The 25781-nt window shown below is 75.7% G+C and carries 24 protein-coding genes; 11 read left to right on the plus strand and 13 right to left on the minus strand.

The genetic code is table 11. The annotated features are described in order from the left end of the window. Positions 1-54 precede the first annotated feature (54 nt). Positions 55-864: a VOC family protein gene (locus C0216_RS28215; RefSeq protein WP_114057968.1), complete on the minus strand. Its 810-nt coding sequence runs from the start codon at positions 862-864 to the stop codon at positions 55-57. Positions 865-1211: 347 nt separating this feature from the next. On the opposite strand from C0216_RS28215, the gene C0216_RS28220 reads away from it, so the two are divergent. Then, positions 1212-1859, plus strand: coding sequence for a TetR family transcriptional regulator (locus tag C0216_RS28220; protein WP_114057969.1), 648 nt, complete (start codon positions 1212-1214; stop codon positions 1857-1859). A 36-nt stretch (positions 1860-1895) separates the two neighbouring features. On the opposite strand, the gene C0216_RS28225 is transcribed toward C0216_RS28220, so the two are convergent. Together C0216_RS28225 and C0216_RS28230 are read right to left on the minus strand one after the other, a co-directional pair. After that, complete coding sequence (locus C0216_RS28225) at positions 1896-2369, minus strand: nitroreductase family deazaflavin-dependent oxidoreductase (RefSeq protein WP_114057970.1); 474 nt, start codon at positions 2367-2369, stop codon at positions 1896-1898. After that, the gene (locus C0216_RS28230) at positions 2369-3610 is read right to left on the minus strand and encodes an acyl-CoA dehydrogenase family protein (protein WP_114057971.1); all 1242 of its coding nucleotides are present in this window, start codon (positions 3608-3610) and stop codon (positions 2369-2371) included. Before C0216_RS28230 ends, C0216_RS28225 begins: the two co-directional genes overlap by 1 nt. A gap of 145 nt (positions 3611-3755) precedes the next feature. On the opposite strand from C0216_RS28230, the gene C0216_RS28235 reads away from it, so the two are divergent. Both C0216_RS28235 and C0216_RS28240 read left to right on the plus strand, forming a co-directional pair. Next, entirely contained in the window at positions 3756-4967 is a 1212-nt protein-coding gene (locus C0216_RS28235) for a thiolase C-terminal domain-containing protein (protein ID WP_114057972.1), read from the plus strand. 122 nt (positions 4968-5089) lie between these two features. Next, positions 5090-5791, plus strand: coding sequence for a pyridoxine/pyridoxamine 5'-phosphate oxidase (locus C0216_RS28240; protein WP_114057973.1), 702 nt, complete (start codon positions 5090-5092; stop codon positions 5789-5791). 21 nt (positions 5792-5812) lie between these two features. On the opposite strand, the gene C0216_RS28245 is transcribed toward C0216_RS28240, so the two are convergent. Both C0216_RS28245 and C0216_RS28250 read right to left on the minus strand, forming a co-directional pair. Continuing rightward, on the minus strand, positions 5813-6250 hold the full coding sequence (locus tag C0216_RS28245; RefSeq protein ID WP_174250477.1) for a Zn-ribbon domain-containing OB-fold protein: 438 nt from the start codon (positions 6248-6250) through the stop codon (positions 5813-5815). Further along, complete coding sequence (locus tag C0216_RS28250) at positions 6247-6699, minus strand: DoxX family protein (protein ID WP_114057974.1); 453 nt, start codon at positions 6697-6699, stop codon at positions 6247-6249. The genes C0216_RS28245 and C0216_RS28250 overlap by 4 nt, the downstream gene beginning before the upstream one ends. Before the next feature lie 173 nt (positions 6700-6872). Between C0216_RS28250 and C0216_RS28255 the strand changes: the two genes are divergently transcribed. The 3 genes from C0216_RS28255 (at position 6873) to C0216_RS28265 (ending at position 11518) form a co-directional block, all read left to right on the plus strand. After that, positions 6873-8180, plus strand: coding sequence for a flavin-containing monooxygenase (locus C0216_RS28255; protein ID WP_246042723.1), 1308 nt, complete (start codon positions 6873-6875; stop codon positions 8178-8180). 276 nt (positions 8181-8456) lie between these two features. Continuing rightward, the gene (locus C0216_RS28260; protein ID WP_114057976.1) at positions 8457-10691 is read left to right on the plus strand and encodes an acetate--CoA ligase family protein; all 2235 of its coding nucleotides are present in this window, start codon (positions 8457-8459) and stop codon (positions 10689-10691) included. Further along, a complete protein-coding gene (locus C0216_RS28265; protein WP_114057977.1) occupies positions 10682-11518 on the plus strand; it encodes an enoyl-CoA hydratase/isomerase family protein in 837 nt (278 codons plus the stop codon). The genes C0216_RS28260 and C0216_RS28265 overlap by 10 nt, the downstream gene beginning before the upstream one ends. Before the next feature lie 32 nt (positions 11519-11550). Here C0216_RS28265 and C0216_RS28270 read toward each other — a convergent pair whose 3' ends face one another. Beyond that, positions 11551-12348, minus strand: a complete 798-nt coding sequence (locus C0216_RS28270) for a VOC family protein (RefSeq protein WP_114057978.1) — start codon at positions 12346-12348, stop codon at positions 11551-11553. Positions 12349-12582: 234 nt separating this feature from the next. On the opposite strand from C0216_RS28270, the gene C0216_RS28280 reads away from it, so the two are divergent. Further along, positions 12583-13179 carry a flavin reductase family protein gene (locus tag C0216_RS28280; RefSeq protein WP_114057979.1) on the plus strand — a complete coding sequence of 199 codons (597 nt, stop codon included), beginning with the start codon at positions 12583-12585 and terminating at the stop codon, positions 13177-13179. Between the two features lie 96 nt (positions 13180-13275). Here the strand turns inward: C0216_RS28280 and C0216_RS28285 are convergent, their stop codons facing one another. From C0216_RS28285 to C0216_RS28295, 3 genes are read right to left on the minus strand one after another with little or no spacing between them, the layout of a single operon-like run. Beyond that, positions 13276-14340: a Zn-dependent alcohol dehydrogenase gene (locus tag C0216_RS28285; protein WP_114057980.1), complete on the minus strand. Its 1065-nt coding sequence runs from the start codon at positions 14338-14340 to the stop codon at positions 13276-13278. A gap of 4 nt (positions 14341-14344) precedes the next feature. Next, the gene (locus C0216_RS28290; RefSeq protein ID WP_114057981.1) at positions 14345-15595 is read right to left on the minus strand and encodes an acyl-CoA dehydrogenase family protein; all 1251 of its coding nucleotides are present in this window, start codon (positions 15593-15595) and stop codon (positions 14345-14347) included. Positions 15596-15608: 13 nt separating this feature from the next. Further along, positions 15609-16535, minus strand: coding sequence for an SDR family NAD(P)-dependent oxidoreductase (locus C0216_RS28295; RefSeq protein WP_114057982.1), 927 nt, complete (start codon positions 16533-16535; stop codon positions 15609-15611). A gap of 107 nt (positions 16536-16642) precedes the next feature. Here C0216_RS28295 and C0216_RS28300 point away from each other — a divergent pair, with 107 nt between their 5' ends. The 3 genes from C0216_RS28300 (at position 16643) to C0216_RS28310 (ending at position 19531) form a co-directional block, all read left to right on the plus strand. After that, positions 16643-17569, plus strand: coding sequence for a cyclase family protein (locus tag C0216_RS28300; protein ID WP_114057983.1), 927 nt, complete (start codon positions 16643-16645; stop codon positions 17567-17569). Positions 17570-17654: 85 nt separating this feature from the next. Then, positions 17655-18875 carry a sensor histidine kinase gene (locus C0216_RS28305; protein ID WP_114057984.1) on the plus strand — a complete coding sequence of 407 codons (1221 nt, stop codon included), beginning with the start codon at positions 17655-17657 and terminating at the stop codon, positions 18873-18875. Then, positions 18872-19531 carry a response regulator gene (locus C0216_RS28310; protein WP_114057985.1) on the plus strand — a complete coding sequence of 220 codons (660 nt, stop codon included), beginning with the start codon at positions 18872-18874 and terminating at the stop codon, positions 19529-19531. Before C0216_RS28305 ends, C0216_RS28310 begins: the two co-directional genes overlap by 4 nt. A 200-nt stretch (positions 19532-19731) precedes the next feature. Here the strand turns inward: C0216_RS28310 and C0216_RS28315 are convergent, their stop codons facing one another. The 4 genes from C0216_RS28315 to C0216_RS28330 all read right to left on the minus strand — a co-directional run bounded on the left by C0216_RS28315 (position 19732) and on the right by C0216_RS28330 (position 23974). Further along, positions 19732-20208: an ATP-binding protein gene (locus C0216_RS28315; RefSeq protein WP_114057986.1), complete on the minus strand. Its 477-nt coding sequence runs from the start codon at positions 20206-20208 to the stop codon at positions 19732-19734. A 325-nt stretch (positions 20209-20533) separates the two neighbouring features. Next, entirely contained in the window at positions 20534-21616 is a 1083-nt protein-coding gene (locus C0216_RS28320) for an acyl-CoA dehydrogenase family protein (protein WP_114057987.1), read from the minus strand. Positions 21617-21618: 2 nt separating this feature from the next. Then, positions 21619-22773 carry an acyl-CoA dehydrogenase family protein gene (locus tag C0216_RS28325; RefSeq protein WP_114057988.1) on the minus strand — a complete coding sequence of 385 codons (1155 nt, stop codon included), beginning with the start codon at positions 22771-22773 and terminating at the stop codon, positions 21619-21621. 13 nt (positions 22774-22786) lie between these two features. Beyond that, positions 22787-23974, minus strand: a complete 1188-nt coding sequence (locus tag C0216_RS28330) for an amidohydrolase family protein (protein ID WP_114057989.1) — start codon at positions 23972-23974, stop codon at positions 22787-22789. A gap of 183 nt (positions 23975-24157) precedes the next feature. On the opposite strand from C0216_RS28330, the gene C0216_RS28335 reads away from it, so the two are divergent. Next, a complete protein-coding gene (locus C0216_RS28335) occupies positions 24158-25768 on the plus strand; it encodes a class I adenylate-forming enzyme family protein (protein ID WP_114057990.1) in 1611 nt (536 codons plus the stop codon). Positions 25769-25781 lie beyond the last annotated feature (13 nt).

The following is a 25781-nucleotide window of genomic DNA, read 5'->3' on the forward strand; positions in this document are numbered from 1 at the left end:
CAGGCCGTGTCGCCACAGTCGGTGCGGGGTGGGTGCGGGTCGTGCGGGAGGGGGTTATGCGGGGGGTTGTGCGGGCGGCCGGCCGGGGTTCTCGGAGAGCAGGGCGAAGACGGCCCCCTGGTTGTCCGCGACGACGGCGATCCGCCCGTACGGGGTGTCGAAGGGCTCGGCGGTGACCCGGCCGCCGAGCCGTCTGACGGTCTCGACGGACCGGTCGCAGTCGGGGACGGCGAAGTAGGCGAGGAAGTGCGCCGGCATGATCTCCGGGAAGGCGTCGGTGATCAGGCTGCGGCCCAGGACGGCCGTCTCGGCGCCGGGCGGGCTGCCGGGCGGCGACCACAGGCGGTACTCGACGCCGGAGCCGTCGTCGTCCTGGTCCTCGGGGACGTAGCCGAAGACGTTCGCGTAGAAGACGTCGACGGCGTCGCGGGCGCGGGTGTACAGCTCGGCCCAGCAGTACGTGAAGGGCTCGCCGTGCGCCTCGAAGCCGTCGTGGGTGCCGGGCTGCCACAGGCCGAAGACGGCGCCGCCGGGGTCGGCGGCCAGGGCTGCGGTGCCGTACGGGCCGACGGGCTGGGGGTCCATGACCATCTGGCCGCCGTGGGCGCGGATGCGGGCGGCGCAGGCGTAGGCGTCGGCGGTGGCGAGGTAGATGCCCCAGACAGTGGGCATGCGGCCGTCGGGCTTGGGGGCGAGCGCGGCGACGTTGCGGCCCTGGCTGTAGGCCTGCGTGTAGCCGCCGTACTCGCGGGATCCGGAGCTGAAGGTCCAGCCGAAGAGCTCGCCGTAGAAGCGCTTGCCCGCCTCGACGTCCGGAAGCGAGGCATCCACCCAGCAGGGGGTGCCTTCCGCGAATGCGGCCATGGCCCGTTTCCTTCCGTTGTGCGGGGGTGTGTACCCTCCGTACGCTCCCACGCTCCCGCTCAGCTGCCGGCGGTGCGGTGTCCTCTCGGGCCATGGTCCGCCCGAAGTCTTGTCCACAGCCTGTTGACAAGACTAATCGGGTGGTAAAGGGAGGAAGCGGTCGGGTCGGCGGGCGGGCCGCTGGGCGGGCGGCGCGGGGGCCGCGGGCGGGCGGCGCGGGGGCCGCGGGCGGCCGAAATCCGTCGCCCGGAGTGCCCCGGAGGGGCTTTCCCCCAGGCCGGGCGGCCGGTAACCCCATTTGCAGGCGGCCGAATCGCGCTCGGACACCCCCTCGGTAAGCTGACGGCATGACAGGACAAGTACGCACCGTCGACGGCCGCGTTGCCGGCCGGCGCGGTCAGGCGACGCGGCAGAAGCTGCTCGACTGCCTCGGCGAGATGCTCAGCTCCTCGCCGTACCGCGATGTCAAGGTGATCGATGTCGCGCGCAAGGCCGGCACCTCCCCCGCGACCTTCTACCAGTACTTCCCGGACGTCGAGGGCGCCGTCCTGGAGATCGCCGACCACATGGCCGCCGAAGGCGCCCAGTTGACCTCGCTCGTCGAGGGCCGCACCTGGGTCGGCAAGGCCGGCTGGCAGGCCGCGGAGGAGCTCGTCGACGGGTTCCTGGACTTCTGGCGGCGCAACGACGCGATCCTGCGCGTCGTCGACCTCGGCGCGGCCGAGGGCGACAAGCGCTTCTACAAGATCCGCATGAAGATCCTGAACTCCGTCACCAACTCCCTCACGGAGTCGGTGAAGGAACTCCAGGCCAAGGGCCGGGTCGACAAGGACGTCAACCCGGCGGCGATGGCCGGCTCCCTGGTCGCCATGCTGGCGGCCGTCGCCTCGCACCAGAAGGGCTTCCAGACCTGGGGCGTCAAGCAGGCCGAGCTCAAGCCGAACCTCGCCCTCCTCGTCCACCTGGGCATCACCGGCAAGAAGCCGACGAAGTAGCGGCGGGCCGCCCAGCCGGCCCGCCGGACCAACCGGTCAGCGGCGCTCCAGGCGGAACAGCCGGATCTCCCGCTCGATGCGCGCCTGGTACGTCGCGTACGGCGGCCAGAACCGCAGCACGGCCCGCCACACCTCGGCGCGCTCCGCGCCCCGCAGCAGCCGCGCCCGTACCGCGATGTCCCGGCCCTTCCAACTCACGTACGCATCAGGGTTCTTCAGCAGGTTCGCGGTCCACGCCGGATGCCCGGGGCGGCCGAAGTTCGAGCCGATCAGGATCCAGCCGGCGCCGGACTCCAGCGGCATGCACGCGAGGGGCGTGGCGCGGGGCCGGCCCGTCCGCGCGCCCGTCGAGGTGAGGATCACCCCGGGCAGCATGCGGGCGCTGAGGATCACCCTGCCGCCCGTCAGCCGGTGGACCGCCTTGTCCAGGGCGGGGATGACGTGCGGGGCGATCCTGGCGAAGAGCCTCGTCGAGGAGGCCTTCTGCATGAGCGTGGTACCGAGCGCCATCAGACGGCCGCCCTTCCGGTGGGGGTGGGGGTGGGGGTGGCGGGAACGGGGTCGGAGCCGGGGCCGGGTGCGAAGAGGCCCGCCTGCCGGGCCGCGTGCGCCCGCAGCAGGTGCACCGGCCCGAACAGCAGCTCGTCCGCCGCGGCCCGCTTGAAGTACAGGTGCGCGTCGTGCTCCCAGGTGAAGCCGATCCCGCCGTGCAGCTGGATCGCCTCCCCCGCCGCGAGCCGCAGCGCCTCCAGCGCCTGCGCGAGGGCCAGGCCGCCCTGCGCCGGGTCCCACGCGGCGTAGCAGACCGCCGAGCGGGCCGCCTGGAGCTGCACGTACAGGTCCGCGAGCCGGTGCTTGACCGCCTGGAACGAGCCGATCGGCCGCCCGAACTGCTCGCGGGTCCGGACGTACTCCACCGTCCGCTCCAGCGCCCGCCCGGCCGCCCCGGCCGCCTCCGCGGCGAGCACGGCCGCCGCGGTACGCCCGACGGCGGCCAGCGCACCGCAGACCGCGGCGGGTGCGCCGAACGGGTCGCCGTCGCCGAGCCACTCCGCCTCGACGTCCCGCAGCTGCACCAGGGCCTGCGGGCGGGTCTCGTCCAGGGCCGTCTGCCGCACCCGTACGAGGCCCTCGGCGTTCGCCCGCACCACGAACAGCAGGACCCGGCTCCGCGCGAAGCCCCCCGCGTGCGCCGGCACCAGCAGCAGGTCCGCGCTGTGCCCGTCGAGGACCTGCGCGGCCTCCCCGTACAGCCGCCAGGCCCCGTCCGGCGCCCGGCGCGCCTGCACCCCGCCCGCCCGGCCGCCTCCGGCCCACTCCCCCGCCGCGGCGTCCCCGGTCAGCCCGAGCGCCGCCGACAGCGCCGGGCCCGGCACCGCCAGCGCGGCCGTCAGACCGCCGCCGGCCAGCGGCGGCAGCAGCGCCGCGCGCTGCCCCGCACTGCCGAGTGCCGCGACCAGCGGCGCGGCCAGCACGGCGGTGGCCAGCAGCGGCGACGGCAGCAGCGCCCGCCCCGTCTCCTCGCAGGCCAGCACCAGGTCCGCGGGGGCGCAGCCCACGCCCCCGTACTCCTCGGGCACGGCCAGGCCGGGCAGGCCGATCTCCCGCGACAGCTGCTCCCACAGCTCCCGGTCGTAGCCGGCGGCGGTGCGGACGGCGGCCTTGACCCGGTCGGGGCCGCAGCGCCTGCCGAGGACCTCCCGCAGGGTGCGGCGGATCCCCTCCTGCTCCGCGGTGAAGGCGGCATCCATCATCGGGCTCCTCCCCGTAACTGACGGGCCGTCATGTTAGGGGCGGGGGCGCGACATGCCCAGAGCGGGGAGCGCGCGGACCGCGTCGACCGTCCACCGGGACGGGGCTCTGGATCTGACGAGCCGTCAGCTGTACGTTCGTGCCATGCCTGGACCAGGACCTGGACGCCTCTCCGGACCCGCACCCGACGCCGCCCGCCGCCGCCGCGTCGCGATCGTCGGCGCGGCCCTCTCCGACTGCGGCCGCGTCGACGGCCCCACCCCGTACGCCCTCCACGCCCAGGCCGCCCGGCGCGCCCTCGCCGACTCCGGCCTGGACCGCTCCGTCATCGACGGCTTCGCCTCCGCCGGCCTCGGCACCCTCGCCCCGGTCGAGGTCGCCGAGTACCTGGGGCTGCGCCCCGCCTGGACCGACTCCACCTCGGTCGGCGGGGCCACCTGGGAGGTCATGGCCGCGCACGCCGCGGACGCCATAGCCGCCGGCCACGCCAACGCCGTCCTGCTCGCGTACGGCTCCACGGCCCGCGCCGACATCAAGGCCCGCCGCCGCACCGCGAACCTCTCCTTCGGCGCGCGCGGGCCCCTCCAGTTCGAGGCGCCGTACGGGCACACGCTGATCGCGAAGTACGCGATGGCGGCCCGCCGCCACATGCACGAGTACGGCACCACCCTCGAACAGCTCGCCTCGATCGCCGTGCAGGCCCGCGCGAACGCCGCCGACAACCCGGACGCCATGTTCCGCGACCCGATCAGCATCGACGACGTCCTGTCCGGCGAGATGATCGCCGACCCGTTCACGAAGCTGCACTGCTGCATCCGCTCCGACGGCGGCTGCGCGATCCTGCTCGCCGCCGAGGACTACGTCCCCGACACGGCCAAACGCCCCGTCTGGATCCTGGGAGCGGGCACCGCCGTCTCCCACACCACCATGTCGGAGTGGGAGGACTTCACGGTCTCCCCCGCCGCGGCCTCCGGCCGCCTGGCCTTCCGGCGCGCCGGCCTGACCCCGTCCGACGTCGACATCGCCGAGCTGTACGACGCCTTCACGTACATGACGCTGGTCACCCTCGAGGACCTCGGCTTCTGCCCGAAGGGCGAGGGCGGCGCCTTCGCCGCGAAGGGACGCCTCCTGCGCGGCGGCGACCTCCCGGTCAACACCGACGGCGGCGGCCTCTCGGCCTGCCACCCGGGGATGCGGGGCCTGTTCCTCCTGGTCGAGGCGGTCCGCCAGCTCCGCGGCGAGGCCGGCCCGGCCCAGACGCTCCGTCGCGACGGCAGCCCGCCGGAGGTGGCGGTGGCCTCCGGCACGGGCGGGTGGTTCTGCAGCGCGGGGACGGTGGTGCTGGGGCGGGGGTAGGGGGCCGGGGCTGAGGGCGGGGCGGGGGAGGGCTGGGGGCGGGATGCCGTCGGCATCTCCTGCCCCCCACTGCCGCCCGCTTCTCACTCGGCTCGCCCCGCCCCGCCCCTACCCTGTCCCCCATGCCTCGCGAGACCGACGCCCCCAGCCCCGCCCCCGCCCCCTCCCCCTTCCACGCCGCCCTGCGCGCCCTCCGCGTCTGGGACACCGAGCTGCCCCGCTTCGATGCCGCCGCGGCACCCGCGGAGCCCGGCGTGCTGTTTCGGGAGTGGTTCGTGCATGCCGTGCAGGCGGGGCAGGTCGAGCCGCACACCATGAGCCTGGCCACCGCCGATGCCCAGGGGCGGCCCGATGCGCGGATCGTGATGCTGCACGACGCCGACTCCCGGGGCTGGCATTTCGGCTCGCACTCGACCAGCGCCAAGGGCCGTCAGCTCGCCGCGCGGCCCGATGCGGCGCTCGTCTTCTACTGGTCCGCCGTCGCCCGGCAGGTGCGCGTGCGCGGGCGGGTCGCCGCCCTCGGCCCGGAGGTGGGCCGGGCAGACCTCGCGGTCCGCTCGCGGGGCGCGCTCGCCGCTGCGCTGACGGGGCGGCAGTCCGAGGTGCTCGGGTCCGCGGACGAGCTGGAGGCCGCGTCGGCCGCGGCCTGGGAGCGGGCCGCCGCCGAGCCGGATGCGGTCGCGCCGACCTGGACGGCGTACGTCCTGGAGCCCGTCGAGGTGGAGTTCTTCCAGGGCGACGCCGCCCGCCGGCACGTACGCCTGCGCTACCGCCGCGACGCCCCCGGCCCGGACGCCTGGACCCGGGAGCTGCTCTGGCCGTGAGGCCGCAGGAACCCGGGCCCGTCAGCGCGGGCGGAAGACCGGCACCCACACGCCCGGGGCGGTCTCCCGGAAGGCGACGCTGAGCGGCATCCCGACACGGAGGGCGGCCGGGGCGCAGTCGACGACCCGCGTCATCATGCGCGGTCCTTCCGCGAGGTCGACGACGGCGGCCGTGTACGGCACCTGCCGCCCGAAGGGCGGCAGGTCGTTGCGGTGGACGACCGACCAGGTGTAGAGCGTGGCGCTGCCGTCGGCGGCCTCCCACGCCACCCGGTCCTCCCCCGCCCAGCAGAACGGGCAGAACTCCCGCGGGTAGTGGTGGGCGCGCCCGCAGTCGGAGCAGCGGCGCAGCAGGAGCCGGCCCTCGGCGGCGGCGTCCCAGTAGGGGCGGGTGAAGTCGTCGGGTTCCGGCAGGTCGTGGCGCGGCCCGCCGCCTGCGCCCTTGGCGTGCGCCGTCACAGGAACCACCCCAGGGCGGCGTCCACCGACCACGTCTGCCAGGCCATCGCCGCGAGCGCGACGGCGGCGACGAGCGCCATCATCGAATTCTGCCCCTGCTCCGCCCAGTCGTGGATCATCAGGACCAGGTAGAGCAGGTTCAGCAGCAGGCTGCCCGCGAGGGCGATCGGGGTCAGGAAGCCGAGGACCAGTCCCAGGCCGAGGGCGAGTTCGGCGTGGACGACGACGTACGCCATGAGGCGCGCCCTGGGTTGGACGACCGCGGCGAAGCCGCGCTGCACGAACGGCCAGCGGTGCTTCGCGGCGATGTCGGCGGCCCAGGCGATGCCGGTGCCGCGTTCGAGCCAGCCCTTCCTGTCCTTGTGCCGCCAGCTTTCGAGCCACCACAGGCCGAGGCCGATCCGGAGCACGGCCAGCCACTCGACACCGCCGAGCCACATCGTCTGCATCGGCACCTCCGTGTGCCCAGCCACTGATCTGACGGTACGTCAGTTCAGCGGATCGGCGGCGATCCCGCAAGGCCGTGACCGATCCGCAACCGATTCCCTCCTCGTCCGAGACCCATCAACCCTGTGTGTCGATACGCTCACACTTCATGCCCGGAGTCCCCACAGCCCCAGACATGTCCACCGAGCCCCGCCCCGTCTACGTCATAGGCGCCGGCCCCGGCGGCCTGGCCGCGGCCGCCGCACTGCGGGCCCGCGGGGTGCGCGCCGTGGTCGTGGAGAAGGCGGACGAGGTCGGAGCCTCCTGGCGCGGCCACTACGACCGCCTGCACCTGCACACCACGCGCCGCCTGTCCGCGCTGCCCGGGCTGGCCATGCCGCGCCGCTTCGGCCGGTGGGTGTCCCGGGACGACGTCGTGCGCTACCTGGAGAAGTACGCCGATTTCCACGAGTTGGAGATCGTCACGGGCGTCGAGGTCACCCGCATCGAACGCGCGGCCCCGGAAGCCGCCGGGCCGGATCCCGCCGCGGCCGGCGGCAAGCCGGCGCGACGGCGGCGGGTCCGCCGCAGCCGGGCCGCGGCCGCGGCGGACCCGGGCTGGCTGCTGCACGCGACCGGCGGACGGGTGCTGGCCGCACGCGCCGTGGTCGTGGCGACCGGGTTCAACCACACGCCCGCGCTGCCCGACTGGCCGGGCCGGGAGGCGTACGCGGGCCGGCTGCTGCACGCCCGCGACTACCGCAACCCGGGCCCGTACGCCGGCCAGGACGTGCTGGTGGTCGGCGCGGGCAACACCGGCGCCGAGATAGCCGTCGACCTCGCCGAGGGCGGTGCGGCGCGGGTCCGGCTCGCCGTGCGGACCGCCCCGCACATCGTGCGCCGCTCCACCGCCGGGTGGCCGGCGCAGCGCACCGGGATCCTGGTGCGGCGGCTGCCCGTGGGGGTGGTGGACCGGCTGGGCCGGGCGGTGGCCCGGGTGTCCGTGCCGGACCTGTCGGCGTACGGGCTCCCCCGCCCGTCGACCGGCCTGTACAGCAGGGTCCGGGAGGGGGCGATCCCGGTGCAGGACGTCGGGCTGGTCGACGCGGTGCGCGCGGGCCGGGTGGAGCCGGTGGCGGCAGTGGCCTCGTTCGACGGCGGGGAGGTCGTCCTCGCGGACGGCTCGCGCATCGCGCCCGACGCGGTGGTGGCGGCGACCGGCTACCGGCGCGGCCTGGAGGGCCCGGTCGGCCACCTGGGCGTGCTGGACGGCCGCGGCCGCCCCCTCGCGCACGGCCCGCGCACCCTGCGGCAGGCGCCCGGCCTGCACTTCACCGGCTACACCAACCCGATCAGCGGCATGTTCCGCGAAATGGCCCTGGACGCCGACCGCATAGCGGCGGCCCTCTCCCGCCACCTGGGCATCCGCCCGCCGGGCAAGGGCCGACGCGAGGACGCGGGACTGCCCGGCACCGGACTCCCCCCGGTGGACCCGCTGGCCTGACCCCGGCGGGCGCCGGGCAGTCCCTGCACCTGCCCGGCGCCCGCCCGCGGCGCCGCGCCCGCGGCGGCAGCACACATCCCCTGCGGGCGCCGCCCGCCGCCGTGGAGCTCGGCCGAATCGCGGCCTGGACCGGTCGCTCGCCGTCTGGGAGCGTTCCACACACCACCTCCACCACCTTTCGCGCGCAGCAGTGTTCCTGACGGCCCGTCAGTTCAGTAGTCTGAAACTGATTACTCGTCAGTTACCGGGTCCCTTCGAGCAGGAGCGGGCGAAGCGATGCTTGGATCTACTCACGGCACCCTCACCACCGACCTCCGTGCGCGCGTCGAGGCCTGCGGGGAGACCCCCCGGGCGGCCGTCCACTGCACCGCCCCCGCGTCCGCCGGGGACGCCGTCCCCCTCGATGTCAGCGGGCGGCCGCTGCACTCCGACGTGCCGGATCTGGACCGCCTCTTCCGGCCCGAATCGGTCGCGGTCGTCGGCGCCTCCGACACCGACGGCCGCCCGGCCGCCGGGATCACCCGCCGGCTCATCGCCTGGGCCGAGCGCGTCGGCGCCCGCATCCACCCCGTCCACCCGGCCCGCTCCGCCGTCTACGGGCTCCCCTGCCATCCGGCCGTCGGCGCGCTGCCCGAGCAGGTGGACCTCGCCGTGCTGCTCGTCGCCGACCCGCTGCCCGTCATCGAGGAGCTGGCCGAGGCCAAGGTGAAGTTCGCCGTCGCCTTCGCCTCCGGCTTCGCCGAGACCGGCGCCGAGGGCGCCGCCGCGCAGGACGCGCTCGCCGCCGCGGTGCGCCGCTCCGGCCTGCGCCTGCTGGGGCCCAACACCAACCTCAACGCCTTCGAGGAGTTCCGCGACGACCTGGAAGGCCCCGCCATCGCGCTCATCACCCAGTCCGGGCACCAGGGCCGCCCCGTGTACGCCCTCCAGGAGCTCGGCATCCGGCTGTCGCACTGGGCGCCCACCGGCAACGAGGCCGACCTGGAGACCGCCGACTTCCTCTCCTACTTCGCCGAGCGCCCCGAGGTCGGCGCCATCGCCGCCTACGTGGAGGGCCTCAAGGACGGCCGCTCCTTCCTGCTGGCCGCCGACCGGGCCGCCCGCAACAAGGTCCCCGTCGTCGCCGTCAAGGTGGGGCGCACCGAGACCGGCGCCCGGACGGCCGCCTCGCACACCGGGAAGCTCACCGGCGCGGACGACGTCGTCGACGCCGCCATGCGCCAGTTCGGCGTCATCCGCGTCGACGGCCTCGACGAACTCCAGGACACCGCCGCCCTCCTCGCCCGGGCCAAGCCGCCCACCGCCGACGGCGTCGCCGTCTACTCCATCTCCGGCGGCACCGGCGCCCACTTCGCCGACCTGGCCGCCGCGGCCGGACTGCACCTGCCGACCCTCCCGCAGGCCCGGCAGGACGAGCTGCACCAGTGGATACCGGCGTACCTGAGCACCGCCAACCCGATCGACAACGGCGGCCACCCCGTCGGCGACGAGCGCGGCCGGAAGATCATCGACGCGATCCTCGCCGACCCGTCCGTCGGCGTGCTCGTCTGCCCGATCACCGGGCCGTTCCCGCCGCTGAGCGACCGCCTCGTCCGCGACCTCGTCGACGCCGCCGAGCACACCGACAAGCCCGTCTGCGTCGTGTGGGGCTCGCCCGTCGGCACCGAGGACGCCTACCGCACCACCCTCCTCGGCTCCTCCCGCGTCGCCACCTTCCGCACCTTCGGCAACTGCATCACCGCCGTGCGCGCCTACCTCGGCCACCACCGCTTCACCGCCCGCTACCGCTCCCCGTTCGCCGACGCCCCCCGCACCCCCTCCCCCTCGTACCGAAAGGCGCAGGCGCTGATGCGGCCCGGCGAGCAGCTCAGCGAGCACGCCGCCAAGCAGCTGCTGCGGGCGTACGGCATCCGCGTGCCGCGCGAGCAGCTCGTGACGAGCGCGGCGGCCGCCGTGCGGGCGGCCGGGCTGGTCGGCTACCCGGTCGTCATGAAGGCGTCGGGCCCGCAGCTCGCGCACAAGACGGAGCTGGGCCTGGTGAAGATCGGGCTGACCTCGGCGAGCCAGGTCCGGGACGCCTACCGGGAGCTCACGGACATCGCCCGCTACGAGGACGCCCCGCTCGACGGTGTCCTCGTCTGCCAGATGGTGCAGCGCGGCGTCGAGATGGTCGTCGGCGTCACCCGGGACGCCCTGTTCGGGCCGACGGTCACGGTCGGGCTGGGCGGGGTCCTCGTCGAGGTGCTGCACGACGCGGCGGTACGGGTGCCGCCGTTCGGCGAGGACCAGGCGCGCGCCATGCTCGCCGAGCTGCGCGGACGGGCTCTGCTCGACGGGGTCCGCGGGGCGCCGCCCGCCGACACCGACGCGCTCGTCGAGGTCGTGCTGCGGGTGCAGCGGATGGCGATGGAGCTGGACGGGGCCTTGTCGGAGCTGGACATCAACCCGCTGATGGTGCTCCCGCGCGGGCAGGGCGCGGTGGCTCTGGACGCGCTGGCCGTGTGCCGGTGACCGCCGCCGGGCCCGCCGGGCGCCCCCTCGACGAGCAGGTGCTGCACCGCATCGAGAACGGTGTCTCCTGGATCACCCTCAACCGCCCCGAGGCGATGAACGCCGTCACGTGGGAGCAGCGCGAGCGCCTCATCGGGCTGCTCGACGCCGCCTCCGCCGACCCCGCCGTGCGGGCCGTCGTCCTCACCGCCGCCGGCCGCGGGTTCTGCGCGGGCGCCGATCTGCGGGCGGGACCGCGTACGGGCGGCGGGGGCGGGCAGCGGGTCGCCGGCGACGTGGCGCGGATGATCCGGCAGGGGGCGCAGCGGCTGGTCACCGCGGTGCTCGACTGCGAGAAGCCGGTGGTCGCCGCCGTGGGCGGGACGGCGGCGGGGATCGGGGCGCACCTGGCGTTCGCGTGCGACCTGGTGGTCGCGGCGGAGTCGGCCCGCTTCGTGGAGGTGTTCGTACGCCGCGGCCTGGTCCCCGACGGCGGGGGCGCGTACCTGCTGCCGCGGCTGGTGGGGCCGCAGCGGGCCAAGGAGCTGATGTTCTTCGGGGACGCCGTCCCGGCCGCCGACGCGGCGCGGCTCGGGCTGGTCAACCGGGTCGTGCCCGACGGCGAGTTGGAGCGGTGCGCGCGGGAGTGGGCCGAGCGCCTCGCGCAGGGGCCGACGCGGGCCATCGCCCTGGCGAAGCAGCTGGTGAACGCCTCCCTGGACGGGGACCGGGCGGCGGCCCTGGCCGCGGAGGCCGCCGCGCAGGAGATCAACATGGCGACGGCCGACGCGGCCGAGGGCGTGGCGGGCTTCGTGGAGCGCCGTACGCCTAAGTTCCTCGGCCGCTGAGCGGGCGGGGCCGCGGCTGGGGGGGCCGCCCGCTACATCCGCGGGTCGGGCCTGAGCAGGGCGAACACCGCTCCGAAGGGGTCCGCCAGCCAGGCGATCCGGCCGACGTCCGGGACGTCCACCGGCGGCATGAGGGTGCTCCCGCCGGCGCGGTCGGCCGCCGCGGTGGTGGCGTCGGCGTCCGCGACGTGGAAGTAGGGCACCCAGCGGGGCCGCTCGCCGCCCCGGTCGCCGCCGGCGGCGTCGCCCATGGGGGCGACACCGCCGAAGGACGCCTGCTCCTGGTCGCCCTCGCGGACGCTGAGCACCCGGTACGTCATCCCGGGCGTCTGCATCTCCTGGCTGCGCCAGCCGAAGACGCCGCCGTAGAAGTCGAGGGCGGCGAGCGGGTCGGGCACGTGCAGCTCGGCCCACAGCAGGCTGTTCTCGGCGGACGCCACCTCCAGCCCGCCGGACTTGCCGGGCTGCCAGAGGGCGAACTCGGCGCCCTGCGGGTCGGTGGCCTGCGCGAGCCAGCCCTCGCCCATCACGTCCGTCGGCTCCATGCGGATGCGGCCGCCGCCGTCGCGGATCGCGCGGACGGTGTCCTGGATGTCCTCGGCCATGAAGTGGACCATCCAGGCGGAGGACGCGCCCTCCTCGGTCAGCGGGCCGAGGGCCGCGACGTTCCTGCCGCCGATGCGGAAGAACCCGTAGCCGCCGCCCTCCGCGGGGCCCGGCTCGTGGTCCCAGCCGAAGACGCGGTTGTAGAACGCGCCGGCCGCGGCGGTGTCGGGGCTCCCGAGGTCGAGCCAGTTCGGTGAGCCATGGGTGAAGTCGGTTCCGAGCACGGTTCCTCCTGCGGGTGCGGCGCGGGTGGTCGGGACAGGTCCGGGGCCACCTTGCCGAGCGGCCGCGGCGCGCCCGGCCCGCCGGGCGGGCCTGCCGGCCCGGTTCACCCGTACGGCGGACCCAGCGCGGGCGGGCCGGGTCCGGGGCCCGGGCGGCGCAGGGCATCCCGGTGCGCGCCCCTTCCTATCTGATGGCCCGTCAGCTTCAATCGTCGTGTGATGGGACACGCAGGGATGGCGGCCGCCGCCGTCCGGTACCTCAGGTCCGCGGGCTCCGCCTCCGCCGCGCGCGAGCCGTCCGCGCTGCCCCGGGCCGACCTGCGGGCCGTCGGCGCGGACGAGCGCGCGCCCGTCGGAGCCGCCGAGTTCCGGGCCGTACTCGGGCACTTCGCCAGCGGGGTGACCGTCGTGGCCGCCCCGGCCGACGAGGACGGCACTCCCGCCGGGTTCGCCTGCCAGTCCTTCGCCTCGCTCTCCCTCGACCCGCCGCTGGTCGCCTTCATGGTGGCGCGGACGTCGGCGACCTGGCCGCGGATCGCCCGCGCCGGGGTGTTCTGCGTCAACGTCCTCGGCGAGCGGCAGGACGGGCTGTGCCGGCAGTTCGCGGTCAGCGGCGGCGACAAGTTCGCAGGCGTGGCGCACACGCCCGCGCCCGCGACCGGCTCGCCGCTCCTCGCCGGCGTCCCCGCCTGGATCGACTGCCGCGTCCACGCCGTGCACACCGGCGGCGACCACCTGATCGTCGTCGGCCGGGTCGAGGCGCTCGGCGCGCCCGGCGGGGACGGCCCGCTGCTGTTCCACCGGGGCCGCTTCGGCCGCTTCACCGCGTGACGCCGCGCACAGCGCTGCCCCGGCCCGCCGCTCCCGGGTCGGGGCGGCGGGCCGGGGCAGCGGTCGAGGCGGGCCGGGGCGCGGCGGGGCCCCGCGTCAGAACGTGAGGACGGCGCGTGCCACGCGCCCGTGCCGGGCGTCGTCCGCGGCCTTGGCGAAGTCCTCCACCGGGTAGGCCGCGCTCACCAGCTCGTCCAGGAGCAACCGGCCCTGCCGGTAGAGGTCGGCGTAGAGGGCGATGTCGCGCTGCGGGCGGGAGGACCCGTACCGGCAGCCCATGATCGTCTTGTCGAGGTACATCGACGACACGCGGAAGGACGCCTCCGCGCCGGCCGGCGGCACCCCGAGCAGGACGGCCTGCCCGTGCCGGTCCAGCAGGTCGACGGCCTGCCGGATCAGGCGGACGTCGCCGACGCACTCGAAGGCGTGGTCCGCGCCGGTCGGCAGGATCTCCCGTACGGCGGCTTCGGCGCCGCCGGCGGAGGCGTCGACGAAGTGGGTGGCGCCGAAGAGCCGGGCCGCCGCCTCCTTCGCCGGCTTCGCGTCGACGGCGACCGCGGTCCGCGCCCCGGCGAGCCGGGCGCCCTGGAGCACGTTGAGCCCGATCCCGCCGGCGCCGATGACGACGACCGTCTCGCCGTGCCCGACGCGCGCCCGGTTGAGGACGGCCCCGACCCCCGTCAGGACGCCGCACCCGATCAGCGCCGCCGACGTCAGGGGCACGTCCTGCGGGATCCGCACCGCCTGCACCGCCCGCACCACCGTGCGTTCGGCGAAGGCGGAGTTCGACGCGAACTGGTGGAGCGGCTCCCCGGCCCGGCTGAACGGCCGCCCCGGCATCCCGATCGCCTTGCGGCACATCGTCGGCCGGCCCCGGTCGCAGTCCGCGCAGGCCCCGCAGTTGGCGAGGGTGGACAGGGCGACGTGGTCCCCGGGCGCCACATGCGTCACACCGGCCCCTACGGCCTCGACGATGCCGGCGCCCTCGTGCCCCAGCACCACCGGCCGCGGGAAGGGAATCGTCCCGTCGACGACCGACAGGTCGCTGTGGCACAGTCCGGCCGCGGCCACCGCGACGAGCACCTCCCCCGGTCCGGGACCGCGGACCTCCAGGTCGTCGACGACCCGGACCTCCCTGCCGTCGAACACGACACCCCTCATGCGTTCACCGTGCCTCTCCGGGCAGGCCGAGCACCCGCTCGGCGATGATGTTCCGCTGGATCTCGTCCGAGCCTCCGTAGATCGTGTCGGCCCGGCTGAACAGGAACAGCCGCTGGTCCTCCCCGAGCCCCTGCTCGTACGGGAGCCCGGGCGCCCACGGCACCGTCCCGGCCGCGGCCGCGGCACCGCGGACCGCCACCGCCAGCTCCCCGAGCCGCCGGTGCCAGCCGCCCCACAGGAGCTTCGCGACACTGGGCGCGCCCGGATCGGCGGGGGCGCGTCCGGAGGCGGATGCGGATGCGGCCAGGGTGCGCAGGGCGTGCCAGCGCATCGTGCGCAGCTCGGCCCACTGGCGTACGAGCCGGTCGTGCAGGACGGGATCGGCGCCCCCGCCGTCCGCGGGGCCGGCGGGGCCGGTGCGGGCGGCGTACGCGGCGAGGACGCGGTCGAGTTCGGCGGCGAAGCCGATCTGCTGGACCAGGGTGGACACGCCGCGTTCGAGGGCGAGGAGGCCGGTGGCGACGGCCCAGCCGTTGCCCTCGCCCCCGACGGCCGCCGCGGCGACGGCCCCGTCGAACCAGACCTCGTTGAACTCGGCGGTCCCCGACATCTGCCGGATCGGCCGCACCTCGACGCGGCCGGGCTGGTCCATCCGCACGAGGAGGAACGACAGGCCGCGGCGGCGCCGCGAGGCCGGGTCGGTGCGGGCGAGGACGAAGCACCAGTCGGCGTCCCGCGCGAGGGAGGTCCAGGTCTTCTGGCCGGTGACCCGCCACAGCCCGTCGGCGGGGTCGCGGACGGCCGAGGTCCGCACCCCGGCGAGGTCGGAGCCGGCGCCGGGCTCGCTGTAGCCCTGGCACCACAGCTCCTCGCCGCGGGCGATGCCGGGCAGGAAGCGGTCCTGCTGCTCGCGGGTGCCGTGCGCGACGAGGGTGGGGGCGAGGAGGTTCTCGCCGATGTGGCCGACCCGGGCGGGCGCCCGGTGGGCGGCGTACTCCTCGGCCCACACGACCTGCCCGGTGAGCGAGAGCCGCTGCTGCCCGTACCTCCCGGCGGGCAGGGCCCAGCCCTGGCCGATCCAGCCGCCGCGGCCCAGCTCGCGCTCCCAGGCGCGGCGCGCCGCCACCTCCTCGTGCTCGCTGCCGGGCCCGCCGAGGCCGGCGGCGCGGGCGTACGGGCCCACCAGGTGCCCGGTGAGCCAGGCGCGGGCGCGGGCGCGCAGGGCGTCGTCGGCGGCGCCGAAGGCGAAGTCCACGTCCGGGCCTCCTCTACGGGCGGGCGTTGGGGCGTTCCTTGGCGGCCGCCGCCCTGGCCATGGCGTCGAGCCGGTCGAGCATCGGCATGGGGTCGGTGCCGACGGTCCCGGGGAGGAAGTCGGCGATGCGCTGCGGGGTCCAGGGGCCGTCGGCGTAGCCGGCGCGCAGTTCGCGGGGCTGCGCCCAGACGGCGATCTTGGGGCCGGCGACGGTGTACACCTGGCCGGTGATGCGCTCCCCGCCGGCGGCGACGGCCTTGTCGCTGAGGAGGTAGGTGACGAGCGCGGCGACGTCCTCGGGCTCGCCGATCTCCTTGAGCTCCATGGGGACGTTCGCGGACATGCGGGTGCGGGCGACGGGGGCGACGGCGTTGGCGGTGATGCCGTACTTGTGCAGGCCGAGTGCGGCGGACCGGACGAGGGAGATGATGCCGCCCTTGGCGGCGCTGTAGTTGGCCTGGGCGACGGAGCCCTGGTGGTTGCCGCTGGTGAAGCCGATGAGGGTGCCGCAGCCCTGCCGGCGCATGACGGCGGAGGCGGCGCGGAAGACGGTGAAGGTGCCCTTGAGGTGGGTGGCGATGACCGGGTCCCACTCCTCCTCGGACATGTTGAAGAGCATTCGCTCGCGGAGGATCCCGGCGACGCAGACGGCGCCGTCGATGCGGCCGTAGCGGGCGAGGGCGGTGTCGACGAGGCGGCGGCCGCCGTCCATGGTGGAGATGTCGTCGGTCACGGCGACGGCGTCGCCGCCCGCTGACTGGATCTCCTTGACGACCGCTTCGGCGACTTCGCCGGTCGGGTCGCCGCCGGCGATGCCGACGCCGTGGTCGCCGACGACGACCTTGGCGCCCTCGGCGGCCGCGGAGAGGGCGACGGCGCGGCCGATGCCGCGCCCGGCGCCGGTGACGGCCACGACCTTGCCTGCCAAGAAGTTCCCCACGCCGGACCCCTTCCCGCGCTTTCTGACGGACCGTTAGATTTTATGGGCAGCCGGACACGGGTGCACAAGCCCCCGTGCCCCTCCGCCGCGAGGAGCTGATGAGGACCATGGCCCTGCCCGCCGAGTTCCACGGGATCGCCAAGCGCGTCAACAACTGGGGCCGCTGGGGCGCCGACGACGAGAGGGGCACGCTGAACCTGATCACGGACGAGGTCGTACGCGCGGCTGCCGCCGAGATCCGCACCGGCCGGCGCATCCCGCTCGCCCTCCCGCTGAAGGAGGACGGCGTCCAGGCGGGCCTCATCCCCGGCCGGATCAACCCGCTGCACACGATGGTGCAGATCAACCAGGAGCTCTTCGGGCCCGGCGGCGTGGCGTGCAGCGACGACACCGTGACGATGGGCCTCCAGGCCGGCACCCACTGGGACGCCCTCACCCACGTCTCGCACTCCGGCCGCATCTACAACGGCCGCCCCGCCGACACCATCACCGCGCACGGGCGGGCGCAGTTCAGCGGCATCGACAAGGCCGGCCCGATCGTCTCCCGCGGCATCCTGCTGGACGTGGCGCGCGCCAAGGGCGTGGACCGCCTGCCGGGCGGGCACGCGGTGACCCCGGAGGACCTGGCGGAGGCGGAGGCGCTCACCGGCACGACGGTCCGCCCCGGCGACATCGTCCTCGTCCGCACCGGCCAGATCGCCCTCTGCCTGGCCGGCGACCGCCACGGCTACGCCTTCCCCTCCCCGGGCCTGTCGATCCGCACCCCGGAGTGGTTCCACGCCCGCGACGTGGCGGCCGTCGCCAACGACACCCTGACCTTCGAGGTCTTCCCCCCGGAGACCGAGGACCTCTGGCTCCCGGTCCACGCCCTGCACCTGGTGGAGATGGGCATGCACCAGGGCCAGAACTGGAACCTGGAGGAACTGTCCACAGCCTGTGCAGAAGCACGCCGGTACACCTTCCTCCTCACCGCTGCCCCGGAGCCGTTCGCGGGCGCGGTGGGCTCCCCGGTCGCCCCGGTCGCGATCCTGTGACCGGCCGGCCGAGGCGCCGCCTCCGCCCGCGGGATGCATCCCGTGGGCCGACGGCCGCGTCCCGCGCGGTCGTTAGGGTCGGGGCATGGAGACCTCAACAGCGGGTGGCGGCGGGGGGCGGGCCGCGCGGTCGGCGTGGCGGACCGCCGCCCTGTGGGGCGGCGCCGGGCTCGCCACGCTCGTCCTGGGCAACCTCGTGCTGCGCGTCCCCCTCGGGGTCGGCGACCGCATCGCCGACCCCGCCGCGATGCTCGCCGCCGCCTCCGTGCTCACCGCCACGCTGCTCGTGCGGCGGGCGCCGCTCGCGACGCTGGTACTCACGCTCGGCTTCGGCGTCGCCGTCGTCTTCCTCTATTACAGTCCCGGCGTCGCCTCCGTCCCCGTGCTCGCCGCCGCCGGGGCGCTCGGGCGGGTCGCCGTGGTCCGGAGCCGACGGGCCGCGCTCGCCGCGGTCGGGGCCACCGTCCTCGTCCTGATCCTGGTGCAGCTCGCACGGCCCGTCGAAGGCGGGCCCGCGCTTGTGCTCGTCCAGGGGCAGCTGCCGGTCGTCGTCCTCGCCTGGCTGGTCGGGGACTCCGTCCGCCGCAGCCGCGAGGCCGCCGCGCAGGCGCACGCGGCCGCCACCGAGCAGGCGCTCACCGACGAACGGCTGCGCATAGCCCGCGAGCTGCACGACATGGTCGCCCACAGCATCGGCATCATCGCCATCCAGGCCGGCGTCGGCAGCCGCGTCATCGACACCCGGCCCGACCAGGCCCGCGACGCCCTCCAGGCCATCGAGGCGACCAGCCGGGACACCCTTTCGAGCCTGCGCCGCACCCTCGTCGCGCTGCGCCGCGGCGGGCCCGCCCCACTCGCGCCCGCGCCCGGCCTCGACGGGCTGGAGCGGCTCGCCGCCGCCACCGCCGGCGACACCGGACTCCGTATCGACGTCGCCGTGTCGGGGCGGCGGCGGCCGCTGCCGCAGGACGTCGAGCTCGCCGCCTACCGGATCGTCCAGGAGGCGCTCACCAACACCGTCCGGCACGCCCGCGCCCGCCACTGCCGTGTCGGTGTCGCGTACGAGGACGGGGCGCTCGCCCTCGACATCACCGACGACGGCCGCAGCAGCCCCGCGCAGGAAGGCGGCAGCGGCTTCGGCATCACCGGCATGCGCGAGCGGGCCGCCCTCCTCGGCGGCAGCCTCGACGCCGGCCCGCTGCCCGCCGGCGGGTTCCGGGTCGCCGCCGTGCTCCCGCTGCCCGCCACCGCTGTCCCTGCCGCCACCGCCCCCGCCACCGCCCCCGCTGCCGAGGAGGCCCGATGAGCTCCGGCACCGTACGCGTCCTCCTCGCCGACGACCAGCCGCTCGTCCGGTCCGGGCTGCGGGTCCTCATGGCCGGCACCGCCGACCTGGAGGTCGTCGGCGAGGCCGCCGACGGCGCGGAGGCCGTCCGGCTCGCCGCCGAGCTCGCCCCCGACGTCGTCGTCATGGACATCCGCATGCCGGAGATGGACGGCATCGAGGCCACCCGCCGCATCACCGCGGCCCCCGGCGGCACCCGCGTCCTCATCCTGACGACGTTCGACGAGGACGACCACGTCCACGGCGCGCTGCGCGCAGGCGCGAGCGGGTTCGCCGTGAAGGACATGGCCCTGGACGACCTGTTGGCCGCCGTGCGGGTCGTCGCGGCGGGGGACGCGCTGCTCGCACCCGGTGTGACGCGCCGCCTGATCGCGGACTTCGTCGCCGGACCGGCGCCGGCGGCCGCGCGCGTGGCCGCCGTCACGGAGCGGGAGCAGGAGGTCCTGACGCTGGTCGGCCGCGGACTGTCGAACGCGGAGATCGCGCAGGAGCTGTTCATCTCCGTGGCGACGGCGAAGTCGCACGTCGCCCGGCTGCTGACGAAGCTCGGTGCCCGCGACCGGGTCCAGCTGGTGATCGAGGCCTACGACCGGGGGCTGGTCGCGCCGCCCCGGTGACTGCGGTCCCGGTGACGGCGGTCCCCGTGACAGCGGCGCGGCCCCGGGCAGCCGGCGGCGAGCAGCCGCGCACGCCCCGAACCCGGCGCGGCAGCCGCCACCCCGCGACCCGCACTCGTCAAGGCTGTCCTTGGCGTCCCCTCGCGACGAATCGCTCAGGACAAGGGTTTACCAACAGTTGACGTACCGTCAACACCTCGTTAGAGGTACACGCGCGGTTCCCGGATCGACCCGAAAGGTTCGCGGGACCGCTCCGGGCGGCCGTCCGGAGCGCTGTCGGCCGGTCCGGCGGCGGCCCGGTCGACCTCGCACCAGATCCGCTTCCCGGCGCCCTCCCGCTGCCAGCCCCAGCGGTCGGCCAGTCCGTCGACGAGCTCCAGCCCGCGGCCCCCGGTGTCCCCGGCGCCGGCCTGCCGCCGGGACGGGGCCCGGCCGCTGGCGTCGGCGACCTCGACGCGCACCGCCGGCTCGCCGAGGAGCATGCGCAGGACGGCCGGGCAGCCGGTGTGCACGACGGCGTTGGTGACCAGCTCGGAGATCAGCAGGATCAGCGTCTCCGCGAGCGGCTCGTCGTCCCCTATCCCGCATCCCGCGAGCCGGGAACGGGCCCATCGTCGGGCCCGGCCGACCTCGGCCGGGTCCGGTCCTACCTCCAGCTGCACCTGAAGCACCTGCACCGCTCACACCATCCGAACCGGCGGACACTTCGCCTCGCGACAGGACGGGATCACCGACTGTGACCCCCTTGTCGAGCAGCATGGTTGACATACAGTCACCACAACAAGCGCTTCGGGCATATTCCAGCGCGAAGGAGTAGGCATGGTGCATACTGTGCGACGCTCACGCCGCGCTACCGCTCGCATTCCCGGGAGCGTACCGGAGCAGTACCCGCGGGCCGGGCCGTCCAGGCCCCCGCGTAGGACACAAACCGATATCAACTCTCCGTAATCAGACATGCGTCCCGCGTCGTCGCGCCCGTGCCCGGCCCGCGGGCCTGGTTCGTCACAGGCTGCCATCTCGGGCGTACGAGGCCCCCTCCCGCCCCCGCTCCTGCGCGTCGGCGAGGAGTTCCGCGGCCAGGGCCTCCTCCGCGGCGGCCGCCGTACGCCACTGCTCGGCCCGCACCCAGGCCCGCTTCAGGTGCAGGTGGACGTCGGCCTCCCAGGTGAAGCCCATCCCGCCGTGCACCTGGAGGCAGTCCCGGGCGTTCGCGGCGGCGGCCCGGTCGGCCAGCAGCTTCGCGCCGGCGATCTCCGCCGCCACCGCGGCCCCGAAGCCCGCCGCGCCCGCCGCCCCGGCCGCGCCCGCCCGGTCCGCCGCGTCCGCGCAGACCGCCGCCGCGTACACGGCCGTACGGGCCACCTCGGCCCGCACCAGCATGCCCGAGCAGAGGTGCTGCACCGCCTGGAAGGCCCCGATGGGCCGCCCGAACTGCTCCCGCTGCGCCGCGTACCGCACGGCGAGCTCGACGGTGCGCAGGGCGCTGCCGAGCTGGAGGGCGGCCGTCAGCAGGGCGCCCTCGTCGCGCAGGCGGGCGTCGGGGCCGGGGCCCGGCGGGGGGACGCGGTGGAGGGGGGTCAGCGGGTCCGCGGACGGCACGGGGCGGGCGGCGGGCAGCAGCGCGGCGGGAGCCTCGGTGCAGCCGCCGGCGCCGGCGCCGAGGACCGCGTCCGCCTCGGCGAGGTGGGCGACGAGCCGGCCGGGCGGGCCCGCGGCTGCGGCGGGGCGGTCGCCGAGGTCGAAGGCCGTGACGACGGCCGTGCCGTCGGCGGCGCCCTCGACACGGCCGGCGGCCAGGTGCGTGGCGACGAGCGGGCCGGGCAGCAGGGCCCGCCCGGCCTCCTCGAAGACGAGGACGGCCTCGGCGAGCCCGAGCCCCACCCCGCCGTCCGCCTCGGGCAGCCGCAGCGCGAAGAAGCCCGCGCCGCCCAGCTCCCGCCACAGTCCGCGGTCCACGCCCCCGGCTCCCCCGGCCTCCGCCCGGTCCACCGCCGCCCGCAGGGCCTCGCGCCCGAAGCGCCGCGACAGCAGGGCCCGTACGCCCGCCCGGAGGTCCTCCTGCTCCTGCGTCGGCTGGAAGTCCACGCTCACCGGCCCTTCGGGAGGCCGAGGATCCGCTCGGCGACGATGGTGTGCTGGATCTGCGAGGTGCCCGCGGCGATCGTGTAGGACAGCGAGGACAGGCGCTCGCGCACCCACTCCTCCTCCAGCGCGAGGGCGTCGGCGCCGAGGACCTCCGCGGCGGCGTCGTACAGCTCCTGCCGGGCCTGCGAGTAGGCCAGCTTGAAGACGGAGCCGCCGGCGCCGGGTACTCCGCCGGTGCGCTCGGCGGCGGAGACGTTCCACTGGGTGAGCCGCCACAGCGCCGCGAACTCCGCGGCGAGCCGGCCGAGGCGCCGCCGCAGCACGGTGTCGTCCCAGCGGCCGTTCGCGCGCGCGGCCCGCGCGAGGGCGCCCAGGGTGCGGCGGCAGGCGACGACCTCGCCGGCGAAGGCGGTGCCCCGCTCGAAGGAGAGGGTGGTCATGGTGACGCGCCAGCCGTCGTCCTCGGCGCCGACGCGGTACGCGACGGGGACGCGCACCCCGTCGAGGAACACCTCGGCGAACTCCGCGGACCCGGCCAGGGTCCGCAGCGGCCGGACCGTCACGCCCGGCGCGTCCATCGGCATGGCGAGCCAGGTGAGGCCGCGGTGCCGGGGCGCGTCGGGGCCGGTGCGGACGAGCAGCTCGCACCAGTCGGCGATCTCCGCGTGCGAGGTCCAGACCTTCGAGCCGGTGACCACGTACGCGTCGCCGTCGCGGACGGCGCGGGTGCGCAGGGAGGCCAGGTCGGAGCCGGCGCCGGGCTCGCTGAAGCCCTGGCACCACACCTCCTCGCCGCGCAGGACGGGCGGCAGCCAGCGGGCCCGCTGCGCGGGCGTGCCCTCGGCGGCGATGGTGGGGCCGGCGTGCAGGAGGCCGACGAAGTTCGCGCCGACGTACGGGGCGCCGGCCCGCTCGGCCTCCTCCAGGAAGGCCAGGTGCCGGGCCGGTCCCGCGCCGCGGCCGCCCGCGGCCGCGGGCCAGTGCAGGCCGGCGTAGCCGGCGTCGTACAGCCGGCGCTGCCAGCCGAGGTCGTACGCGCGCCGGCCGGGCCAGTCGTCGGGCGACGGCCGGGGCGGCAGCTCGGGCAGGGTCTTGGCCAGCCACGCGCGCAGCCCGGCCCGGAACTCCCGCTCCTCCTCCGTTTCGGCGAGGTCCACGGCGCCGCCCGCCTCAGACCAGGTCCAGGCCGAGCATGCGGATGGCGTTGCCGCGCATCAGCTTGTGGACGGTCTCGTCGTCGAGGCCCGCGACGTGGTCGAGGGCGACCTCCTTCGTGTGCGGGAAGGTGGAGTCGACGTGCGGGTAGTCGGTCTCGAAGGTGGCGTTGTCGCGGCCGACGGTGTCGATCGAGGCGACGCCGTGCTTGTCGCGGAAGAAGCAGCAGAAGACCTGCCGGTAGTAGTACGTCGAGGGCGGCTCGGGGATCAGGTCGCGGACGCCGCCCCAGGCGCGGTGCTCGCGCCACACGTCGTCGGCGCGCTCCAGGGCGTACGGGATCCAGCCCATCTGGCCCTCGCTGTAGGCGAGCTTGAGCTGCGGGAACCTCACGAGGACGCCGCTGAAGAGGAAGTCCGTCATCGAGGCCATCGCGTTGTTGAAGCTGAGGGCGGCCTGGACGGCGGGCGGCGAGTCGGGGGAGGCCGCGGGCATCTGGGAGGAGGACCCGATGTGCATGTTGACGGCCGTGCCGGTCTCCTGGCAGACCGCGAAGAAGGGGTCCCAGTAACCGGAGTGGATGGAGGGCAGGCCGAGGTGGGTGGGGATCTCGGAGAACGTGACGGCGCGCACCCCGCGCGCGGCGTTGCGGCGGACCTCGGCGACGGCGAGGCCGATGTCCCACAGCGGGATCAGGCACAGGGGGATCAGCCGGCCGCCGCTGTCGCCGCACCACTCCTCGACCATCCAGTCGTTGTAGGCGCGCACGCAGGCGAGGGCGACCTCCTTGTCGCGGGCCTCGGCGAAGGTCTGGCCGCAGAAGCGGGGGAAGGTGGGGAAGCAGAGGGACGCCTCGACGTGGTTGAGGTCCATGTCCTCCAGGCGCGCCTTGGGGTCCCAGCAGCCGCGGCGCATCTCCTCGCGGGTGATGCCCTCCAGGGTCATGTCGTCGCGGTCGAAGCCGACGGCGGCGATGTTCCGCTTGTACGGGAACCGCAGGTCCTCGTAGATCCACCAGTCGGCCGGGGGGCCGTCGGGGTCCATCGAGACGACGTACCTGCCGCCGCGGTACTCCAGCTCGCCGATGCCGGCGGTGAGCGGCTTCGGGCCGCGGTCGCGGTACTTGGCCGGCAGCCAGACGTCGAAGAGGTGGGCGGGCTCGATGACGTGGTCGTCGACGCTGATGATGCGGGGCAGTTCCATGGTGTCCCCTCGCCGCGGGCCGGGCGGGCCGGGCCCGGGCGGGCAGCCGGAACGACCGGATCTGATGGAGCGTCAGAAAAGAACCGGCTCCACGCTAGCCCCGCACCCCTGGACCGGCAAGCGCCCGCGCCCTACGCTCTGCGCGAGATCTGACGGAGCGTCAGCAATGGGAGGTGGCCCGCCATGCCGGAAACGCCGCACAGCAGGACCGGACCGGACCCGGCCCCGCCCGCCGCCCCGGACACCCCGCACGCCCTCGGCGCCTCCCCCACCCTGTGGGCCCTCGTCGCCCGGCGCGCCGCCCTCACCCCCGACCGGCCCGCCCTGATCCAGGCCGCACCCGACCCGGCCGGCGACCGGACGCTGACCTTCGGCGCCCTCCGCGACCGCGCCGAGCGGGTCGCCGCCGGCCTGTACGGCAGGGGGGTCCGGCCGGGCACGGTCGTCGCCTGGCAGCTGCCCACCCGCATCGAGACCGTCCTGCTCTCCCTCGCCCTCGCCCGCCTCGGCGCCGTCCAGTCCCCCGTGATCCCCCTCTACCGGGAGCGCGAGACCGGCTTCGCCCTGCGCGCGTCGCAGGCCGAGTTCTTCGCCGTGCCCGGTGTCTGGCGCGGCTTCGACCACACCGCGATGGCCGCCCGGCTCGGCGCCCGCGGCGTCTTCCGCGTCCACGCCCCCGCCGACCTGCCCGACGGGGACCCCGCCTTGCTGCCCCCGCCGCCCGCCGACGGCACCGGCGTGCGCTGGATCTACTGGACCTCCGGCACCACCTCCGACCCCAAGGGCGTCCTGCACACCGACCGCTCCCTGCTCGCCGGCGGGTCCTGCCTCGCCCACGCCCTGCGCCCGGCCCCCGGCGACACCGGCTCCATCGCCTTCCCGTACGCCCACATCGGCGGGCCCGACTACCTCGTGATGCTGCTCCTGTACGGGTTCCCCGCCGTCCTCTTCGAGACATTCGCGCTGCCGGACGCCCTGGACGGCTACCGGCGGCACGGCGTCACCATCGCCGGCGGCTCCACCGCCTTCTACACGATGTTCCTCGCCGAGCAGCGCAAGCGGCCCGGCGGGAAGCTGGTCCCCACCCTCCGCCTGATGGCCGGCGGCGGCGCCCCGAAACCGCCCGAGGTCCACCACGCGGTCGTCCGCGAACTGGGCTGCCGGCTGGCCCACGGCTACGGCATGACCGAAGTCCCCATGATCACGATGGGCTGCCCCGACGACAGCGAGGACGACCTCGCCCACACCGAGGGCCGCCCGCCCGCCGGCATGGAGATCCGCATCACCGGCCCCGCCGGCGACCCGCTCCCGGCCGGCGCCGAGGGCGAGGTACGGCTGCGCGGCGAAGCCGTCTGCCGCGGCTACCTGGACCCGGCCGCGACCGCCGAGGCCTTCGACGCCGAGGGGTTCCTGCGCACCGGCGACCTGGGCCGGCTGACCCCGTCCGGCCACCTCGTCCTCACCGGCCGCAGCAAGGACGTCATCATCCGCAAGGGCGAGAACATCTCCGCGAAGGAGGTCGAGGAGCTCCTGCACGGCCTCCCCGGCGTCGGCGACGCCGCCGTCATCGGCCTGCCCGACCCCGAGCGCGGCGAGCGGGTCTGCGCCGTCGTCGAGCAGGCCCCCGGCGCCGCCCCGCTCACCCTGGACCGGGTCACGGCCCACCTGCGCGCCGCGGGCCTCGCCCCGCACAAACTGCCCGAGCAGCTGGAGCTCCTCGACGCCCTGCCCCGCAGCGAAGCCCTGCGCAAGGTCCTGAAGTACAAGCTCCGCGAGCGGTTCACCCGGTCCTGAGCCGCACGCTGCG

The organism is Streptomyces globosus, assembly GCF_003325375.1.
GTDB classification, from domain to species: domain Bacteria; phylum Actinomycetota; class Actinomycetes; order Streptomycetales; family Streptomycetaceae; genus Streptomyces; species Streptomyces globosus_A.

Bases quoted from the DNA above. Each gene is read 5' to 3' on its own strand.
- C0216_RS28230 (WP_114057971.1), bottom strand. From the start codon at position 3,610: ATGGATGCCGCCTTCACCGCGGAGCAGGAGGGGATCCGCCGCACCCTG.
- C0216_RS28240 (WP_114057973.1), top strand. From the start codon at position 5,090: ATGCCTCGCGAGACCGACGCCCCCAGCCCCGCCCCCGCCCCCTCCCCC.
- C0216_RS28305 (WP_114057984.1), top strand. From the start codon at position 17,655: ATGGAGACCTCAACAGCGGGTGGCGGCGGGGGGCGGGCCGCGCGGTCG.
- C0216_RS28285 (WP_114057980.1), bottom strand. From the start codon at position 14,340: ATGAGGGGTGTCGTGTTCGACGGCAGGGAGGTCCGGGTCGTCGACGAC.
- C0216_RS28300 (WP_114057983.1), top strand. From the start codon at position 16,643: ATGGCCCTGCCCGCCGAGTTCCACGGGATCGCCAAGCGCGTCAACAAC.
- C0216_RS28215 (WP_114057968.1), bottom strand. From the start codon at position 864: ATGGCCGCATTCGCGGAAGGCACCCCCTGCTGGGTGGATGCCTCGCTT.
- C0216_RS28330 (WP_114057989.1), bottom strand. From the start codon at position 23,974: ATGGAACTGCCCCGCATCATCAGCGTCGACGACCACGTCATCGAGCCC.
- C0216_RS28280 (WP_114057979.1), top strand. From the start codon at position 12,583: ATGGCGGCCGCCGCCGTCCGGTACCTCAGGTCCGCGGGCTCCGCCTCC.
- C0216_RS28335 (WP_114057990.1), top strand. From the start codon at position 24,158: ATGCCGGAAACGCCGCACAGCAGGACCGGACCGGACCCGGCCCCGCCC.
- C0216_RS28260 (WP_114057976.1), top strand. From the start codon at position 8,457: ATGCTTGGATCTACTCACGGCACCCTCACCACCGACCTCCGTGCGCGC.
- C0216_RS28225 (WP_114057970.1), bottom strand. From the start codon at position 2,369: ATGGCGCTCGGTACCACGCTCATGCAGAAGGCCTCCTCGACGAGGCTC.
- C0216_RS28250 (WP_114057974.1), bottom strand. From the start codon at position 6,699: ATGCAGACGATGTGGCTCGGCGGTGTCGAGTGGCTGGCCGTGCTCCGG.
- C0216_RS28235 (WP_114057972.1), top strand. From the start codon at position 3,756: ATGCCTGGACCAGGACCTGGACGCCTCTCCGGACCCGCACCCGACGCC.
- C0216_RS28310 (WP_114057985.1), top strand. From the start codon at position 18,872: ATGAGCTCCGGCACCGTACGCGTCCTCCTCGCCGACGACCAGCCGCTC.
- C0216_RS28220 (WP_114057969.1), top strand. From the start codon at position 1,212: ATGACAGGACAAGTACGCACCGTCGACGGCCGCGTTGCCGGCCGGCGC.
- C0216_RS28255 (WP_246042723.1), top strand. From the start codon at position 6,873: ATGTCCACCGAGCCCCGCCCCGTCTACGTCATAGGCGCCGGCCCCGGC.